The sequence below is a fragment of the Hominenteromicrobium sp. genome (genome assembly GCF_046974225.1).
Lineage (GTDB): Bacteria > Bacillota > Clostridia > Oscillospirales > Acutalibacteraceae > Hominenteromicrobium > Hominenteromicrobium mulieris.
This window is the reverse complement of the sequence record NZ_JBKWAE010000001.1, coordinates 312,745-329,870: the sequence shown is the minus strand read 5'-3', so window position 1 is coordinate 329,870 and position 17,126 is coordinate 312,745. Positions and strand designations below refer to the sequence as shown.

The window sequence follows — 17,126 nt, the reverse complement described above, 5'->3', positions numbered from 1 at the left end:
CCAACTACATCCGCTTCTGGCAGGCCGACGGCGAAAGCGAAAAGACTTCAATTCGCACAAAAACCGCTCTCGGCCAGCTTGTCGAGGACGGCGGTTTCAAGGGCGGTCTTGCTCCCTATGGGTATGACCTTGTAAAAAGCGGACGCTTCAATAAACGCAAGCACGAGGTTTTTGAGCTGGCTATCAATGAAGCCGAGGCCGCTGTGGTACGGATTATCTTTGACAAGTATGTGCATGAGGGTTTCGGCGCTCAACGGATCGCCACCTACTTAAATAACCTCGGCTATCGGGCGAGAACGGGTAAAATGTGGCATCACGCCAGCATCCGGGGTATCATTTGCAATCTGACATATACCGGGGTGCTTCGCAGCGGCGAAAGCCGCTCCCAAACGCTGCCCCACTTGCAAATCATAACGCCGGAGCTATTCGAGGCCGCACAACACATTCGTACCTCCCGTGCCAACTCCGCCGAACAGGAACGGCGTGTACCGCTGAATACCCGTGGTCAGTCCTTGCTGGCCGGGAATGTCTTTTGCGGGCATTGTGGCTCCCGGCTGGCGCTCACCACCAACGGCAAGGCTTATCCATGCAAGGAAAATGCTCACCGCATTGTAAAGCGTGTGCGGTATATCTGCTACGGCAAGACACGCAAGCAAACCGAATGTGATGGGCAGACTGGCTACACAGCGCATATTCTTGACGGTATCATTGATAAAGTGGTGCGGCAGATCTTCGAGCGAATGAAAGCAATCCCTAAAAGTGAGATCGTCAATATCCGCTATCGTGAAAAGATGGAAGAACGGAAAACGCTTCTCAAAAGTGCAAAATCAGACTACGCCAAAGCCGCCGCCGAGCTTGATACGCTCCGGGCAGAGGTTATTAAATCCCTCCGGGGCGAAAGTGCTTTTTCGCAGGATTTGCTTGGTTCTTTGATTTCTGACTGTGAGACAAAATGTCTCGAAGTTCAGCACACTATGGAGGCGGCGCAGGCGGCCTACGACGAGGGACAGGCCATGCTGGACGCCTTAAACGCTCAGTATGACGATATTATTTCATGGGCGGATATGTACGACAGCGCCAGCACGGAGTCAAAGAAAATGATTGTGAGCTGCCTGATCCGGCGTGTGGAAGTGTATCGAGACTATCGGCTGCATATCGACTTCAACATTGACTTTGAGCAGTTCAGCGCTGGGCTGGACATTTCGGCAATCGCCGCATAAGAAAAGCCCGCTTCAAAAGAGAAGTGGGCATAAAACAAAAAACTTGCTTTTTTCAAAGCAAGCATTTATTAAGAATACTCAGCGCACCCGATTGGTGGAGATAAGCGGGATCGAACCGCTGACCTCTTGACTGCCAGTCAAGCGCTCTCCCAGCTGAGCTATACCCCCATGTAAGGGGTGCGCTGAGTAATTTCTTATTCAATTAGTGCGGGGGTTGTTTACCGCTTCAACCGGGCTCCCAGCTGAGCTACGCCCCCGTTTGGTACTTGAAGATTATAACACAGGTGGTTACAAATTTCAAGCCCTTTTTTGTTTTTTATTGATCTTTTTTCGCAAAGCGAAAAATATCGCCGTTTATTCGATGCTGTGAATGCGGTATGTTCCACTTTCGGCAGCTTTGTAAGCGAGACCATCTTCAAAGACATAGCCGCTTTCAAGACGAATAACGCCGTGCATGGTGCTTGGCAGCTCGACCGTCAACACAATGACGTCGTCCTCATCCCTCTCCCATGCGGAAGCGATGCGGCCTGCGGGTGCAATGTGGAACGCTTCGGCATGTGTGAGGCGCGAGATGAACGACGGGCGGAAATCCACCTCATTCGGTTCACCGTGCGGCGCCATGCGGATACCGGAGAGCGCCTGCGTAAACCAGCTGCTGATGTCGCCCCAGAAGTGGTGATTCAGTGAGCCGATGCGATCACTGCCCTCGGGCTGAAACATCTCCCACAGCGTCGTGGCACCGCGTGCGATCCAATTGCCGTAGGACGGATAATCCGGGCGGGTGATCATGGAGAACGCGAGGTCACTATACCCGAAATCCGTCAAAACATGGAACAGCACGCGTCCGCCGAGCACGCCGACATCGAGGTGATACTCCTGCTCCTCAATGAGGTTGATGAGCTGCTCAAACGCCGCCTTGCGCTCTGCGGGCTCGAAGATGTTGTAGCAGATGGCCATGGCCTGCGAAGTCTGGCAGTTGCCGGCAGCGAGCATAGTGTTCTCGTCGATGAGATACTTGCGCACGGCAGCTTTCCAGCGCTTAGAAAGCGCGCGGGCAAACGCCGCCTGCTCCGGCATATTGAGATTATCGAACAGAAACGCGGCTTTATCCGCCATGTCCTTTGAGAGCACCGTATCGGTGAATGCGAGCGGCGATTTATACTCGTGCGCTTCGCGTCCCGGCGGGCACCAGTCGCCAAGACCGATGGCGAGCAGGTCGTGCTCGTCCATACGCGTTGTGAGGTAGTGCAGGTATTTGATGATCGCCGGGGCGCACAGTTTGGCGGAATCCAAATCGCCGCGGTACTGATACAGTCTGTACGGCAGCTCAATGAGCACGCTGTCCCATGCGGGGCCGTTTCCCCAAGCAAAGCCCCAGCCGCTTGTGGGCACGATGCCGGGCAGTGCGCCGTTATTATCCTGTGCTTTCACAATGGCACGCAGCCATTCGCGGTAGCTCTTTTCTGCGCCGAGGTTCAGCAAAATATGTTCGGAAGAAAGTGCCGCGTCAGCCGTCCAGCCGTTTTTCTCGCGCTGCGGGCAGTCCGTCGGGAAATAATAGAAATTCGTCACGTCCGATTGACGCGTCATTTGCTGCAATTTGTTTGCGGTCTCATCCGAGCAGGAGAAACCTCCACGCTCTTCGAGCAGCGAGTGCATTTCAAGCGCTGTAAGCAGGTCTTTCGTCGCTTGCGCTTCGGTGATGCCGCTGACGAGCACATAACGGAAACCGTGATACGTAAACGCCGGTGTATATACTTCTTCCCCGTCGCCGCGGCAGGTATACACGTCTTTGTGGACATATTCGAGGTCGCGCGCCCAGTGCTCACGCTTAAACCAGATATTTTCCACGTCCGGCAAGCCGTCCTTCAAGTGCTCGCCGTGCCGAAGTTCTATGCGCTGGTCAAGCTCGCCGCGCACGCACAAGCGGCACACACCGGCGGTGTTGATACCGAAATCGTACAGATAGCCCTTTTCTGTTTTCGTAACGGAGATGGGCTTTAATTCATTTACGATGTCAATCGGCTCTGCGGTACACAGGCGCTTTTCGCCGCGCGGCTGCGGGGCGCGTTCGGCAAATTTCCATGCACTGTCGTCAAATCCGATCGTATTCCAGCCGGGTATTTCCAAGCGGCCGTCGTAAATTTCACCGAAGCGATAGTCATCAAACAGAAGCGGAGACGATTCCGTGCGCCACGTTTCGTCACTTTCAATGCAGTGCGCCTCCCCGCTTTTGTCCGTGTACGTCAGGCACAGCGCCATTTGCGGTGCGGCACGGAATGCGGCGGTGCCGAAATCCCAGATATGCCCGCCGGGGTTATTCGTGAAGCCGTTGCCAAGCCACACGCCAAGCACATTTTCGCCCGCGCGGAGCGTGACCTCATACGTATCGTAATACACAAGGTCATCGGGATTGCTGATGTACGGCGCAAGACGGCCCTTTGTGATGCGTTCGCCATTTAAATACAGCTCATAAAAGCCGAGCGCCGTGATGATAACGTTTGCTTTAGCTTCGTGATCGATCTGAAATGCGCGGCGCAGATACGGCGCAGGCACGTGGTGTTCAAATGTATTGTAAGCTTCGGATGCGCGGATAAAAGACTTCGGAAATTCCATTTTAACTCCTCCAAAAAAGGACTGAATTCCTCTTTTATGACTGCTGTTTCGCTTTTGATTCGGTTGTGGGATCTACGTAGACGGTCTTATACTGCACATAGATGACCATGCCGGGCTTTGCGCCCTGCGGCTTTGAAACATAGCGGATCTGCGTGTAATCAACCGGCACCTGCGCGGAATCCTTCGCGCGGCTGTGCTGCGCGGCAAGCACGGCGGCTTCCTCCATGGCGGTCTCCGTCGGTGCTTTGCCGTCTGTGACGAGCACCGTGTGCGAGCCGGGGATGTTCTTCGTGTGAAACCAAATATCGTTGTTGTTTGCGTCCTTCATCGTCAGCTTGTCATTCTGGCGGTTATTGCGCCCGACAAGCACCGTGAAGCCGTCGCTCGTCTTGAACTTGAGCGGTGCGGAAAGCGCAGGCTGCTTCTGGTTCTTTTTGCCCGCCTTGCGGCGCACGTAGCCCTGTTCGGCAAGCTCGGCGCGAATCTCATTTAAATCACGTTCGTTTTCGGCGAGGGCAAGCGATTCGAACACACTGTCGATATACGTCAGCTCCGTCTGCGCAAGGCCGATCTGCTCAGTCAGCTTTTCCTCCGCTGTTTTCGCCTTGCGGTAGTTTTTATAGTATTTCTGCGCGTTCTGCTGCGGCGTGAGCGCCGGGTCGAGCGCAATCTCAAGCTCCGCCAAATTCTCATCATAGAAATTTTGCAGCTTTACGGATGTTTCACCCTTTTGAATCGCATACATATTCGCACTGAGCAGGTCGCCCTTGATGCGCAGTGTGTCGCGCTCGGCGCATGCGGAAAGCTCTGCCTGCTGGTTCGCGATCTTGCGGCTCAAACGGTCGGCGTGATTCGCAAGCAGACGCAGAAGATCCTGACTTTTCACGCGCATACGCTCAATCTGGTCGCGCTCGGCGTAGAACGCGTCGAGCATTTCGGAAAAGCTCTTTTTTTCACTGACCGTCATCGCGTTGCCGTACTGACGAATGTCCATAAACGCGAAATCTTTCGGTTTATTCTGCGGGTCGATGACAATATGCGGTGTGCCGGAAACGTTTTTCGCCGTCTCCATCAGCGTCGTCACGTACATCTCCGTACGGCGGCGCTGCGGGGGCGTCATGCTTTTCACATACACCTCATGCCCCAGCCCCGCGCTGTTTTCGACTTCGCGCGCGATGATCGGCGAAATGCCCTGCAAAACAGACATCAACGCTTTGGAAAGCTCCATATCACGCGGTAAAGCATCGATACGCGCCATGATCTCCTCCACCGTGCAGGTAAGCATGGAAAGCTTATCCTGCGGGGGCGGCAAGCGGTATAAAAGCCCAGGCAACACAAGACGCTCCGAAGACATCTCGGCATCCACGCGTTTTAGTGCATCGATGATTTTGCCGTTTTCGTCAACCAAAATGATATTGCTGTACCGGCCCATGATCTCCACGGCAAGCGTCAGTTCCACGTGGTCGCCGAGCTCGTTCACGCTGTCAAATTTCAGCATGAGCGCACGCTCCAAGTCGGGCTGCGTGATCTCCAAAAGCTTTGCACCCTGCAATTTCTTGCGCAAAAGCATGCACAGCATCGGCGGCTGCTGCGGGTTTTCCACCGGAATCGTCGTCAGATTGATGCGCGCACTGTTTGCACGGGCGGAAATGAGCAGCTTATATGCGGCGCTGAAGCCGCGAAATGCGAGAATCAGCTCATCGCGGTTCGGCTGAAACACACGGTCTACGCGCGTGCCGAGCAAGGACGTGCCGATTTCCTCTTTTAAATGTCGTAAAAATACACCATCCAGTGCCATTTTATAAAACCATCGCTTTTAAAAAGCGCCTTTCTGTTCTGTTTCAAAGCGTTTCCATCGGCGGGCGTTCGCTTTCGGAAACGATAAATTCCACACCCGGGCAGGCTGTGTCAAGATAAGCTTTCAGCCGCTCGCGGTACGGCAGCTCCGTGTGGTAGTGCCCGGCTTCATACAAAGCCAGTCCCGCCTGCTGCGCCGCGATGACCTCGTGGTGCTTCACTTCGCCGGTGACGAACGCGTCCGCGCCCTTTGCCTGCGCTGCAAGGGCATAGTCTCCCCCGGCACCGCCGACGACCGCGACTGTGCGGAGCATTTTGCTGACCGCCGTGCAGCGCACCGCCGAAAGCCCCAGCGCTTCCTTAATGTGCGCAGCAAAGTCCTCCGTTGTCATTTCTTCCGGCAGCTCGCCCATGTAGGCAATGTCCGTTTCGCCCTCTTTTAAAATGCCGCGGACGTTTTGCAGTCCCAACTTGCGGCAAAGCGCATCGTTCACGCCGTAGGGATATGCCATATCGAGATTCGTGTGCGCACTGATGACCGCAATGCCGCTCTGCACAAGCGCATAGATGATGTTCTGCGGCCGCACGGTACGCAGCGGGTTAAAGATCACCGGATGGTGGCTGATGATGAGCTCCACGCCGATGCTTTTCGCCTCACGCAAAACGCGCGGCGTGACATCCAAGCAAAGCAACGTCTTTGTGACGTCGGCATTTTCATCACCGATCAGAATGCCGACGTTATCAAAATCCATTGCCGTTTGAAACGGCGCAATACGGTCTATGGCATCATAGATCTCTCGAACGGTCATGCGTTCTCCTCCTCGCCGTACAGATCTAAAAGCATTTGCAGCAAAATTTCCAGCGCGCTGCTGTCTGCGCCGCCGTGCCGCATGCCCTTGATCTTATTTTCGATGTTGTGCCGCACGCTTTTGGCATAACGTGCGCTGAACGGACTGCCGGGTTTGATCTGTCCCATATATAAATCAATCAGCTTTAAATTATCCCGCTTTTGATCGGTATAGTACACGGACATCACGGAGTAAATTTTATCACTATCTACTACCGCTTCTTCGCGGTCAATCGTAAAGCCCAGCGCGGCAAGTCCCTCTCTAAGCTGCATGGCGGTCGTCATCGGCTGCAAAACAAGGTGCTTATCCATTGCACACAGCCATGGCGCTTCCGAGATGATACGCAAAATAAGTTCACCGCCCATGCCGGCGATGACAATGTCCTCCGCCTCATCCGGCAGCACCCCGTGCAGGCCGTCTCCACACACAAAGTGCATTTTGTCCGCCACACCGCAGCGCGAAGCATTGTTCATGGCGCTTTCCAGCGGCCCTTTGTGAACATCAACCGCAACGGCAAACGGTATCTTGCCGCTTTGCAGCAAACAGACCGGCACATAGCCGTGGTCTGTGCCGATATCGGCAAGTTTTTTGCCTTCCCGCACAAAATCTGCACATTTTTGCAGACGCGCGCCAAGGGTGGGTGCTCGTTCTATTCTGTTTTGTTCCATGAGTTCCTCCGAATTGCCGGATCGGCGAATTTGCTTATTTTGTGGCGAAGCGCGCGTTAAATGCTGCTGCGAACTGCTCTGCATCCATACCATGCACTGCACAGGCCTCTGCGATTGTTTCGCCGCGTGCGGCGGGACATTCAATGCAATGCATGCCCGCTTCCCTGAAAAACGCTGCGGCATCTGTCTCCCGCCGCAGAATATCGCCGATGATGGTATCAACCGTAATGTGCATAAAACATCCCCCTTTAAAGATATTTAACCAATTTAATTATACGATGCATAAGTTTGTTTTGCAAGGTATATCACGGCTTTCCGCGTAAATATCGTAAATATTTATAAAGCAATATTTGTCTTTGAACTGCAAAATGCCCGGCAGTCTCCCGCCGGGCACCGATATGCGTTTTAAAGCTTATCTTTCTTCCTTCATGCGTGCAAAGCACTCGCTGCAATAGACCGGACGGTCCTCACGCGGCTTGAAGGGAACGGTTGCTTCCTTGCCGCAGGCGGCGCAGACAGCCGTGTACATCTCACGTTCCGGCTTTGCCGCATTCTTGCGGTTCTGGCGGCATGCCTTGCATCTCTGCGGCTCGTTCTCGAAGCCCTTGGATGCGTAAAATTCCTGCTCGCCGGCTGTGAATACAAATTCTTTGCCGCATTCCTTGCAGATCAGGGTCTTGTCTTCGTACATGTGTTTTTACCTCGCTTTGGTCATAATAGAATAGAATGAGTTTTGCCCCCGGCGGATTTGCACCGCTTCATTGAAAAACAACGCCATCAACTGTGGAAGGGCATATACATATAAATATAAATATATAGAAAAGGTATCCGCGCGAAAGTCATCCTTTGGCGTCATTGTTTTTCTGCCGCAGCTTTTTGCGTACACGCGCCATCGCGTTATCGAACGCACGCGCCGAAATGCCGAGTTTTCTCTCTGCTTCCTGCCGCTTATAGCCGCCAAGATACAAAGAAAGCACACGCAGTTCAAAATCGGAAAGTGAAATATGGATAACAGAAAGCAGCCGGTCCATCTCGTCGCGGCTCTCCAAAAGCGTTTGCGGGTCGGAAAGGCGGTCTGCCCCAAGGTCTTCCATCTCCTCAATGGGCACAGCGTTATTGAGGAAAGAATTTTTCAGACTGGAGCTACGCCGCACGGCGCTGACGATTCGATTGCTGATACACCGCCCGGCATACGTTTCAAACGACGTCCTTTCGCTCGGCTTATAGGAATTCGCCGCGTCTAAAAGCCCCAAAAGCCCCTCCTGGTACAGGTCTTCCCGCTCAAGGGAAAAAATCTCGCGAAAACTGCACGCCTTGATGCGGATGACCTTCAGGTAGCGCGCCGCAAGCTCCGAAAACGCCGCGTCATCTCCGTTTTGAAAACGAAGTGCCAGCGCCTCATCGCTGAGCGGTATACTATTTTTCTGCCCGGTTTCCTGCATGAGAACGCTCCAAATGACTACTGTTTCTTTATCATACTCCAAACCCTTACAGAAGTCAAGACAAATCTTCCTATACTGTACAAAAATGCTCGACCGAATTTTTACATTTATATCTATCCTGCAAACTTAAACTTCTATTGCCAAAATTCGATAAAAAGTATATAATGCAGACAAGAACTGCGAAAGGCGGTAAAAATATGGTATCAAAAGCATTCAGCATGGGACTTTTCGGCATGCACGCGTTCAAAGTGGAAGTGGAATGTGACCTTTCTGCCGGTCTGCCTGCCTTTGACCTTGTCGGCCTGCCGGACGCCGCCGTAAAGGAATCGCGCAATCGCGTGCGCGCCGCACTGAAAAACTGCGGGTTCGATTTCCCCGTCAGCCGCATCACGATGAACCTTGCCCCTGCCGACGTGCGCAAAGAGGGCCCCGTTTACGACCTGCCGCTGCTCATCGCTTTATTAAAAGCCACCGGCCAGCTGAATGTCAACACGGATGACTGCATTTTTGCGGGCGAGCTTTCGCTTTCCGGTGCGCTGCATCCTGTGCGCGGTGTGCTCTCCATGGCGATAGAAGCCGGAAAACTCGGCTACACGCGCATGTTTGTGCCTGCGGAAAACGCCTATGAAGCCGCCGTTGTGACCGGGCTTTCGGTCTACCCTGTGCCGGACGTGTTCACACTCATCGACCATCTGCGCGGTACAAAACCGATCCTGCCCGCCGCGCCGTACCACAGCGATCCGAAAAATCAGCCGCCGCTGCCGGACTTCGCCGATGTAAAAGGGCAGGCACAGGCAAAGCGCGCTTTAGAGATTGCCGCAAGCGGCGGGCACAACGTGTTGCTCATCGGCTCGCCCGGTTCCGGCAAAAGCATGCTTGCAAAGCGGCTGCCGTCCATCCTGCCGCAAATGTGCTTTGAGGAAATGATCGAAACGACCGAAATTCACTCCGTTGCGGGACTTCTGCCGAGCAACACCGCGCTCATTGAAACGCGCCCCTTCCGCTCGCCGCACCATACCATCTCCGGCCCGGGGCTTTCGGGCGGCGGGTCTATCCCCCGCCCCGGCGAGATCTCCCTCGCACACAACGGCGTGCTGTTTTTGGATGAGCTACCGGAGTTTTCGCGCAGCTCCATGGAGACGCTGCGCCAGCCGCTTGAGGACGGCGTTGTGACCGTCTCGCGCGTGAACGGCACGGTCTCTTTCCCGTGTAAATTTATGCTCGTCGCCGCCATGAACCCCTGCCCATGCGGCTATTACGGTCACCCCACACGCCCGTGCACCTGCTCGGAGACCGCCGTGGCGCGATACCTCGGCCGCGTTTCCGGGCCACTGCTTGACCGTATCGACCTGCACATTGAAGTGCCGCCGGTCGATTTTCGCGACCTCTCGAACACCGCAAAGGAGGAAAGCTCCGCGTCCATCAAAGTGCGTGTGGATGCCGCACGGGATATTCAAAACAAGCGTTTTGCGAACACCGGCATCACCTGCAATGCACAGATTCCGCCGGAAATGCTGCATGAAGTCTGCCGCACCGCGCCTGCTGCCGATGCCCTGCTGAAAAACGCATTTGAAAAATTCGGGCTTTCCGCCCGCGCCTACGACCGTGTGCTAAAGGTTTCGCGCACCATCGCCGACCTCGATAACAGCCGCGACATCGAAGCGCGCCATGCCGCCGAGGCCGTGCGCTACCGCACGCTCGACCGCAAATATTGGACGAGATAGAATTATACGAACTAAAAAGCAGCTCTTCCTCACGGAGGTCACATCGCGTCAGCTGTGAAAATTCTGCCGTTTACTTCAATACTCCACTTCCTCGTGTTTTTCCGTTCATCCCGAAATCTCCTTCAAAAGCGCGGTGCAGCCTTCATAAACATCGCGCCAGGTCTCTTCAAAATCGCCGGTGTACCACGGGTCAGCCACGTCGCCGGGACGATTGGTGTGCTCCATCAGCAAAGAGAATTTATGCTCCGGGTCACCTCCGCAAATACGCTGCATGCCGCGCAGATTGGAGCTGTCCATGCCGATGATGTAGTCGAACTTATCATAATCCGCACGCGTCATCTGGCGCGCCGCATGGCCGTCGCAGCGAATGCCGTGTTCCAAAAGCTTGCGCTTTGCGGGCGGATACACCGGGTTGCCGAGTTCCTCTCGGCTCACCGCCGCCGAAGCAATCTCAAATGCGCCTCTTTTCCCCGCTTTCGTCACAAGGTCTTTCATCACAAACTCCGCCATCGGGCTGCGGCAGATATTGCCGTGGCAAATAAATAGTACTTTAATCATCTTTTCATATCTCCATTTAAGTCTTGTATTTCTTCTCAAACGCTTGATATTTCAGGGTTTTCCGACTTTTGAGTTTTCCTTTCTTTTCAAGGTATCTTCTCAAATCTTCTCGTATTTTCTTATGTTTTTCCCTGCAATCTTGGTAAATCCGTTGGTAAAGCAAGCGTCCTTACCAACGGGCTTTTTTAACTATTCGCTATCCGATATACTTCTTCCTTTGCATCATCAAAATTCACATGGGTGTAAGTGTTCAAGGTTACACTGATGTCTGCGTGACCCATGATATACTGCAAGGTTTTCGGATTCATCCCGGATTTTGCCATATTAGAGCAAAAGGTGTGCCTGCATACATGAGGGGTAACTTTCGGCATCTGGATACGGTAAATTTTATTGTATTTCTGAATAATATGCTCCAGATACTTTTCCCAGTGAAGGGCAACCATCGGCATATCGTTTTTATCCAGAAACAAAAATCCTGCATATCCTTCCACCATCGGTTCAACTTTTGGTGTCTTGCGGTTGGCAATGATTCTGCGAAAACACGCCACAACTTCCTCACTCATCGGCACATAGCGGATACCGCTTTCTGTTTTGGGAGCACCGATCACATACTTCATCTGGGAAGTCCGCTGAAGCTGGTGATCTACCTTGATACGCTTCTGGTCGAACTCAAGATCGGAAAAGGTCAGCCCACAGAACTCTGAGATACGCAATCCTGTATTAAAAAGTATATAGATTGCATCATAGTATCGGCAGAAATGCTTATCATCCTTGATGAATTTCAGAAGTTCACGCTCCTGCTTACGGGTAATTGCTTCTCTGGTAACAGAATCGTTGACAATCACGGATGCCAGCTCAAATCCAAAAGGATTCTTGCGGATCAGATCATCATCAACCGCCATCTGAAACGCCGGTCTCAGAACACCTCGGATAGAGTGGATGGAACTGTACCCTCTGCCATCCACCTGCTGAAGTTTGATCAACCACGCCTTTGCATCAGACAAGCGAATCTTGTCAATTCGCTGCTTTCCAAACGCTTCTTTATTCAGAATGTTGATCACGGTCTTATATCCCGCCTTGGTGTTATGACCGACACCCGTTTTCAGAGAAGTATATTTCTCTACCAATTCAACTACCGTGTAATTGCCGCCACGGGTAACGATATGGTCAAACAGATCCGCCTGAATCTGCTTTTCCTTCTCTCTCAGCGAAAGCTCTCGCTTTTTACCCCTGGGAGTCGGGTCATTCTTGTCCAAACGCCAACTGTACACATTCTTCTCCTTACCATCCTCGTCAATATATCGGTAACGATACCTCCCATCTGTACGCTGGTATTCACCTTCACGCAAAATCCGGTTTCGATTGTCTCGTCTTTTTTCGCTCATGGAATCTCTCCTTTCAAGTAAGGAGAGCCAGACTTGTGATAACATTGTATCACAAATCTGGCTCTCAGTATAGTTGTATCATTGGAAAACGGCAGTTCTGCCGTATTATTTTTTCGGAATTTATACTGCGGTGGCCTGATCCAGATACCGCTCGAACTTCTCCCGCTTGATCAGCGCCCGATTTCCGTTCATAACATAGAAATCTTCGTGCGGGTTCTGGTCGATCAGCATCCGCAGTTTCCCCTCGCCGATGTGATAGTAGCCGGCTGCTTCTTCAATGGTCAGCGTGTATCTGCGCCACACCGGAATGTCAAAACAGTTCTTCTCGCTCACATTGCTCTTGCTATTCGCCATAGGCATTTACCTCCATATATCAATTCGTTGTGCAGGGATGGGTCGTTCCGACCCCTGCTTTTTTCTGTGCTGCGTTCATTTCAATACCTCCCAAAGCCGGGCAAGGGAGAAACGGAAACAGAAACCGGAAACCGGCTTCTAAAAACCAGATTCTTCCTTGCAGCAGTTGTCTTTGCTATTTTGGTTTTTCTTGAATTTCTTTGTTGCCTTTGTTTCCAGAGAAGAAAAAGCCTTGCGGAACAAAGCTTTTCCCGGAAACCGATATGGCAACGGACTGGATATGAAACAGGAAACCATGCTACTTTCTTAAAACGGCAGCTCCATCTGGCTGCATTCTTCCTCAGTCAATTCACGGAAGCCGTCCAAGGGGCTTGTCCCGGCTTCCACCGTTTCGTTTCCACGCATCCAGCCCCTTTGCTTGCCGTACTTCTTATAACTTCTGGGATTGGGATAAGGAATCCAGCCTGTCACAGACTGATTCATAATCTCGTTGATTTCCCGTATCTCCCACGATTTCGGCTCATCAAAGCGTCCCAGAGCTTCGTGATGGAGCAGCTTGGAACAGACCATATCTCCATCAAAATCGTCCAGAAACGCCTGTATCACGCCTACCTTGGTGTCCTCCGGCATGAATTGCTTTTGCAGTAAAACCAACTGTTCGTTCATTTCTCTGGACAGTTTCAGCTGCACCTTTTCTCGCCGGTAAAGGACCACGGATTCTGCCCATAGCTGATCCATATACTGCCGGGATGCAGCTTCATCTTCTAGAATGTGTACCTCTGCCCGTTCGGGATGTACCATGATGGGAAGAAAGCGGCGGTTTCCGCTGCGATCAAGGGGAAGGAAGTCCAGCGCATTGGAAGTACCGCCAAACACACATTGCCGTAGCCTATCCTCCGGCTCCGTTGCATAGGGAACCTTGTAGGTTTCCTTGGATCGGCTCAGAAACGATTTAATATCCTCGATGCTCCGTGCGTTTGCTGTGGCAATCATTTCTGACATTTCTATGATCCAGTGTCCCTGCATCTTGCGGAACACATTATCGTCATCAATCTTCTTCAGGTCATCGGAGAACCACTCATCCTTGCAAGCCAGAAATCGGAAGAAGGTAGATTTTCCCGCCCCCTGTCCGCCTACCAGACAGAGCATCAGTTCAAACTTGCAGCCCGGTCTGAATACCCGGTGAATGGCTCCCAACAGAAACAGCCGCATGACTTCGGTGCCATACGCACATATTTCTGCACCCAGGAAGTGATGAAGCACATAGGGGATGCGTTCTGTGCCATCCCATTCCAAACGGTTCAGATACTCCCGGATCGGGTGGTATTGATTCTGGTGTGCAACCACCGTCAGCGCCCTTCGGATGCGGTTTTCGTTGTTCAGCCCGTATCGTTTTTCCAGATACAGCATGAGGTAATTGAAATCCGTGTCACTCATGGCAGAGGCGGTGCGTTCCCACCACAGGGGCTTGCAGATGTCAATGCGCCCGGTGAGGATGTTATAGCCGATGGCTCCATGCAGTACCGGATCGGACTGAAAGACCTGATACACATTCTGCATGGTATTCTTTACCTGCCCTTTATCGTTCACCTCCAGAAGATCCCTGACTTCCTCCGGGGTCTGGCAGAGCCGGTTCTCTGCCAACATCTTCAAATTCTCTCTCAGCTCCGGTGCCAAGCTCTGATAATCGCCGTTCAAGTTTCATCACTTCCTTTCCGTATTCTTTTATAAGCGCCGCACGCTCCTCAATGGAATCGTACAGCAGCACATCCAGTAAATACTCGATGTGGTCTTTCTTTTGCAGGGCTTCCACGAACAATGGATGCCATGTTTCATCCTCCAGGTTCGGGGCGTATGCCCGTTCCCAATGCCGGAGCAGATGAAAATAATCTGATAATACCCGGAAGCATCTGGCTTCCAGTTCCCGGTACATTTGCTCCTCCGATTTCTCTCTGATCGTCTTTTTCACTGTTTCCTTTCTTTTGTAATGTGTATAGGGGATTTGAAAGTCCGCAGCCAGTTTTTCGGCGGCGGACTTTGCATCTAACCCATATAGCTGTGCCGTAAAATCAATCACATCTCCATCGGCACCGCAGCCGAAGCAATGGAATCGCTTGTCCACTTTCATGCTGGGTGTTCGATCATTGTGAAAAGGGCAGTTAGCTTTTCCTGCCCGGTTGACATAGATGCCGTAGCACTCTGCTGCTTGTCGGGTGGTTACGGTCTGCTTGACCGCTTCAAATACATTCATTGTATCCTCCTTTCGGGGAACAACAAAGGCACTCGACATTTTCGCAGAGAAAACGGCAAGTGCCTGTTAGAGTTCCATATTCTGTTTTTTGTGCTGCCGAGATTTCTGCTCCTGCTGATTGCTGCTCTGCTCTTGTAGAAACTTTATCTTTTCCGTGACGGAGTGCTTCGGTTCGGGCTTCTTCTCGACCTCGGACTGCTCCGGCGTGAGGACTTTGCTGACCCAATAGCGAATATCTTTCATCGGCTGCAATTCCTCCTTGGCGGTGGCAAGCTGTCCGGCAAGCTCTGCGTAGGTCTCTTGCAGATTGCTGTACTCCGCTTGCAGGGAATCCAGATTGACATTCAAATCCACGCCCTGCTTTTTGAGATAGCGGAACGCTTTGTTGAAGCTGTCCAGCTCGTCCTTGTGGCTTTCTGCAAACGCTGCCTGTCGTGCTTTCCAGCCGATTTTCAGATACTTGTCATGAACCGCTTTGTGGGTCTGGCAGTCTGCCACGGCGTTCTGAATGCCAGTAATGACCTTCATGCGGGCGGATGCTTTCTTCATGTCGGCATGGATGCTCTTGGACTTCTCACTCATTTCTTGCAGGGCGGTATCCAAATCTTCCAGCGTGAAAAGCTCATGCTCTTTCAGATAGATGACGGCTTTGGAGACTGCCTTCAAATCATCAGTCGTGCCTTTCTGCTGACCGTATCTTGACCAGTCGCTGCGTTCTGCCTTTCGTAAGTTCAGATAGTCACGAAGCAGAAGAACCAGATCGGGCGAAGTGTTCTTTGCTTGTGCATCCGTTTCTGCAAAGACTTCCTTGGTCGCTTCCATAATGTCTGCAATCCAATTTCGCAGATTGCGGATTGTGCTGCGGATGGCATTCATCATACGGTTGGCGGCTTTAATATCTCGGTTGAGATTGCCAATGTTGGTTTCAATTTCCTTGCGTTCCAGAGCGCAAACGGCGGCTCCCATGTGGACGGTCGGAATCTTATCCAGTCCCTGCCGTTCATAAGAGCGCATATCCACTCGCTCAGGACTTCCGGCAAGTTCCAGATACTTGTTCTGAACAAGCTCCCAGCCGTGTCTCCATTCCTCGGCATGGTACTGCTCGTTCCAATCAACAGTGTCCTCCTTGTGGCTTTTCCAGTTGCCGGAGGGAAGTCTGATACGCTCTCCGTTCTCGTCAAGGTCATAAACCTTGCGGCTCTTAGGCAGCCACTTTCCGTTTTCATCAATGGCTCTCATGGTCAGCATGATATGGCAATGGGGATTGTGTCCGGGAGGATCTGGGTCATGGATTGCAAAATCACAGCACATTCCCTTGGACACAAAATGCTCTCGGCAGTATTCTTGCATCATCTGCGGATACATTTCGGTCTGCGCTTCTCTTGGTAAGGCAACCACAAATCGCCTTGCAAGCTGGGAATTCCATTGCTTCTCTACTTCCTCAGCTGCGTTCCAAAGTGTTGCTCGGTCAGCATATCCGGGTGGGGCATTGGCGGGCAACATGACCTCTGTGTAAACCACCTCTTTCTTGTAAAGGTAGTTTTTCATCTTCTGGTCGTACTCGGAAAACAGCTTTTCTCCGGCTTGGTAGGCAGCTCCGGCAACAGCAGAGCTGCCCTTGCTTCGCTGGACGATGCGGATTTCCAAATGTGGTACGGGCATCTTTGGTTGAACCTCCTTTCGATGGTACAAAAAAAGACCGATACTTTTCAGCACGGTCGGGCGAGGGATATTCACTTGTTGTCGGGGAATGATTGCTTGCAATCGTTCCTCGGCGGCAAGTCCACAAAGGGGTAGCTGGCAAAGCCAGCGCAGGGGAAGTGTAGCTTCCTCTGGATGATTGAAGCAGGGGACTTTTGCGGAAATCATCAAACTCCATGCAATGGGCTTTCGGCAGAACGCAATTACCATCTTTAGGTGGTGTATAATTGCGCCCTTGTCTCCGTCAAGGGTTTTCACCCTCGTCCGCTTCCTGCGTTTCTCTCCGGCTCTCAATCAGCAGATTTAGCTTCTTGTGAACCGCTTCGCTCTGGAAGATGAAGGTCAGCAGCTCCATCACATCCTCATCGGTCAGGACGGTCGGCTCTTTCAAAAAGGTCTCCAACATTCCGGCACGAGTGCAAAGCCGATGGGTTCTCTCGCTTCTGGTCAGCCGTTTCAGCTCGCTCTGCAATCGCTTCTCCTTGTGCTTGGCTGCGGTCAGCTTTTTCTCAGCTACATATTTCTGTTGCTTCAATTTTTCCAGCTGTTCATTCGGCATTCG

General features: G+C 52.3%; 16 protein-coding genes and 1 tRNA gene. 2 read left to right on the top strand and 15 right to left on the bottom strand.

The features are described from left to right. Positions 1–1,220 (top strand): recombinase family protein (locus ACLTX1_RS01625; RefSeq protein WP_412330372.1); only part of this gene is annotated, 1,220 nt, incomplete at its 5' end. 92 nt (positions 1,221–1,312) lie between these two features. Here the strand turns inward: ACLTX1_RS01625 and ACLTX1_RS01620 are convergent. The 8 genes from ACLTX1_RS01620 to ACLTX1_RS01585 form a co-directional block, all read right to left on the bottom strand. Beyond that, positions 1,313–1,388, bottom strand: a tRNA-Ala gene (locus ACLTX1_RS01620). A 186-nt stretch (positions 1,389–1,574) separates the two neighbouring features. Continuing rightward, on the bottom strand, positions 1,575–3,836 hold the full coding sequence (locus ACLTX1_RS01615) for a family 78 glycoside hydrolase catalytic domain (RefSeq protein WP_412330371.1): 2,262 nt from the start codon (positions 3,834–3,836) through the stop codon (positions 1,575–1,577). Positions 3,837–3,870: 34 nt separating this feature from the next. Continuing rightward, entirely contained in the window at positions 3,871–5,634 is a 1,764-nt protein-coding gene (locus ACLTX1_RS01610) for an NFACT family protein (protein ID WP_308449623.1), read from the bottom strand. A 43-nt stretch (positions 5,635–5,677) separates the two neighbouring features. Then, entirely contained in the window at positions 5,678–6,442 is a 765-nt protein-coding gene (locus ACLTX1_RS01605; protein WP_395506998.1) for a Nif3-like dinuclear metal center hexameric protein, read from the bottom strand. Further along, on the bottom strand, positions 6,439–7,149 hold the full coding sequence (locus ACLTX1_RS01600) for a class I SAM-dependent methyltransferase (protein WP_176820486.1): 711 nt from the start codon (positions 7,147–7,149) through the stop codon (positions 6,439–6,441). The genes ACLTX1_RS01605 and ACLTX1_RS01600 overlap by 4 nt, the downstream gene beginning before the upstream one ends. Positions 7,150–7,183: 34 nt before the next feature. Next, entirely contained in the window at positions 7,184–7,384 is a 201-nt protein-coding gene (locus ACLTX1_RS01595) for a DUF1858 domain-containing protein (protein ID WP_308449621.1), read from the bottom strand. 177 nt (positions 7,385–7,561) lie between these two features. Beyond that, positions 7,562–7,840, bottom strand: a complete 279-nt coding sequence (locus tag ACLTX1_RS01590; protein ID WP_176820484.1) for a zinc-ribbon domain containing protein — start codon at positions 7,838–7,840, stop codon at positions 7,562–7,564. Positions 7,841–7,988: 148 nt separating this feature from the next. Next, a complete protein-coding gene (locus ACLTX1_RS01585; protein ID WP_308449620.1) occupies positions 7,989–8,633 on the bottom strand; it encodes a sigma-70 family RNA polymerase sigma factor in 645 nt (214 codons plus the stop codon). 155 nt (positions 8,634–8,788) lie between these two features. On the opposite strand from ACLTX1_RS01585, the gene ACLTX1_RS01580 reads away from it, so the two are divergent. Then, positions 8,789–10,315: a YifB family Mg chelatase-like AAA ATPase gene (locus ACLTX1_RS01580; RefSeq protein ID WP_308449619.1), complete on the top strand. Its 1,527-nt coding sequence runs from the start codon at positions 8,789–8,791 to the stop codon at positions 10,313–10,315. 105 nt (positions 10,316–10,420) lie between these two features. Here ACLTX1_RS01580 and ACLTX1_RS01575 read toward each other — a convergent pair whose 3' ends face one another. The 7 genes from ACLTX1_RS01575 to ACLTX1_RS01545 form a co-directional block, all read right to left on the bottom strand. After that, positions 10,421–10,873: a low molecular weight protein-tyrosine-phosphatase gene (locus ACLTX1_RS01575; protein WP_308449618.1), complete on the bottom strand. Its 453-nt coding sequence runs from the start codon at positions 10,871–10,873 to the stop codon at positions 10,421–10,423. 185 nt (positions 10,874–11,058) lie between these two features. Next, positions 11,059–12,258, bottom strand: coding sequence for a tyrosine-type recombinase/integrase (locus ACLTX1_RS01570; protein WP_412330370.1), 1,200 nt, complete (start codon positions 12,256–12,258; stop codon positions 11,059–11,061). A 120-nt stretch (positions 12,259–12,378) separates the two neighbouring features. After that, positions 12,379–12,612 (bottom strand): excisionase, encoded by a 234-nt coding sequence (locus tag ACLTX1_RS01565; RefSeq protein ID WP_308449616.1) that lies wholly within the window; start codon positions 12,610–12,612, stop codon positions 12,379–12,381. A gap of 306 nt (positions 12,613–12,918) precedes the next feature. Then, positions 12,919–14,259: a virulence-associated E family protein gene (locus ACLTX1_RS01560; RefSeq protein WP_308449646.1), complete on the bottom strand. Its 1,341-nt coding sequence runs from the start codon at positions 14,257–14,259 to the stop codon at positions 12,919–12,921. Further along, positions 14,192–14,863, bottom strand: a complete 672-nt coding sequence (locus ACLTX1_RS01555; RefSeq protein WP_308449615.1) for a CHC2 zinc finger domain-containing protein — start codon at positions 14,861–14,863, stop codon at positions 14,192–14,194. Before ACLTX1_RS01555 ends, ACLTX1_RS01560 begins: the two co-directional genes overlap by 68 nt. Before the next feature lie 66 nt (positions 14,864–14,929). After that, positions 14,930–16,525, bottom strand: a complete 1,596-nt coding sequence (gene mobQ / locus ACLTX1_RS01550; RefSeq protein ID WP_412330376.1) for a MobQ family relaxase — start codon at positions 16,523–16,525, stop codon at positions 14,930–14,932. 283 nt (positions 16,526–16,808) lie between these two features. Beyond that, positions 16,809–17,123 (bottom strand): DUF3847 domain-containing protein, encoded by a 315-nt coding sequence (locus tag ACLTX1_RS01545; protein ID WP_308449613.1) that lies wholly within the window; start codon positions 17,121–17,123, stop codon positions 16,809–16,811. Positions 17,124–17,126: the final 3 nt, after the last annotated feature.

Excerpts from the sequence above, each read along its gene's own strand:
- ACLTX1_RS01545 (WP_308449613.1), bottom strand. The coding sequence starts at position 17,123 with ATGCCGAATGAACAGCTGGAAAAATTGAAGCAACAGAAATATGTAGCT.
- ACLTX1_RS01600 (WP_176820486.1), bottom strand. The coding sequence starts at position 7,149 with ATGGAACAAAACAGAATAGAACGAGCACCCACCCTTGGCGCGCGTCTG.
- ACLTX1_RS01555 (WP_308449615.1), bottom strand. The coding sequence starts at position 14,863 with ATGAATGTATTTGAAGCGGTCAAGCAGACCGTAACCACCCGACAAGCA.
- ACLTX1_RS01565 (WP_308449616.1), bottom strand. The coding sequence starts at position 12,612 with ATGGCGAATAGCAAGAGCAATGTGAGCGAGAAGAACTGTTTTGACATT.
- ACLTX1_RS01580 (WP_308449619.1), top strand. The coding sequence starts at position 8,789 with ATGGTATCAAAAGCATTCAGCATGGGACTTTTCGGCATGCACGCGTTC.
- ACLTX1_RS01605 (WP_395506998.1), bottom strand. The coding sequence starts at position 6,442 with ATGACCGTTCGAGAGATCTATGATGCCATAGACCGTATTGCGCCGTTT.
- ACLTX1_RS01595 (WP_308449621.1), bottom strand. The coding sequence starts at position 7,384 with ATGCACATTACGGTTGATACCATCATCGGCGATATTCTGCGGCGGGAG.
- mobQ (WP_412330376.1), bottom strand. The coding sequence starts at position 16,525 with ATGCCCGTACCACATTTGGAAATCCGCATCGTCCAGCGAAGCAAGGGC.
- ACLTX1_RS01575 (WP_308449618.1), bottom strand. The coding sequence starts at position 10,873 with ATGATTAAAGTACTATTTATTTGCCACGGCAATATCTGCCGCAGCCCG.
- ACLTX1_RS01615 (WP_412330371.1), bottom strand. The coding sequence starts at position 3,836 with ATGGAATTTCCGAAGTCTTTTATCCGCGCATCCGAAGCTTACAATACA.
- ACLTX1_RS01570 (WP_412330370.1), bottom strand. The coding sequence starts at position 12,258 with ATGAGCGAAAAAAGACGAGACAATCGAAACCGGATTTTGCGTGAAGGT.
- ACLTX1_RS01590 (WP_176820484.1), bottom strand. The coding sequence starts at position 7,840 with ATGTACGAAGACAAGACCCTGATCTGCAAGGAATGCGGCAAAGAATTT.
- ACLTX1_RS01560 (WP_308449646.1), bottom strand. The coding sequence starts at position 14,259 with ATGTTGGCAGAGAACCGGCTCTGCCAGACCCCGGAGGAAGTCAGGGAT.
- ACLTX1_RS01610 (WP_308449623.1), bottom strand. The coding sequence starts at position 5,634 with ATGGCACTGGATGGTGTATTTTTACGACATTTAAAAGAGGAAATCGGC.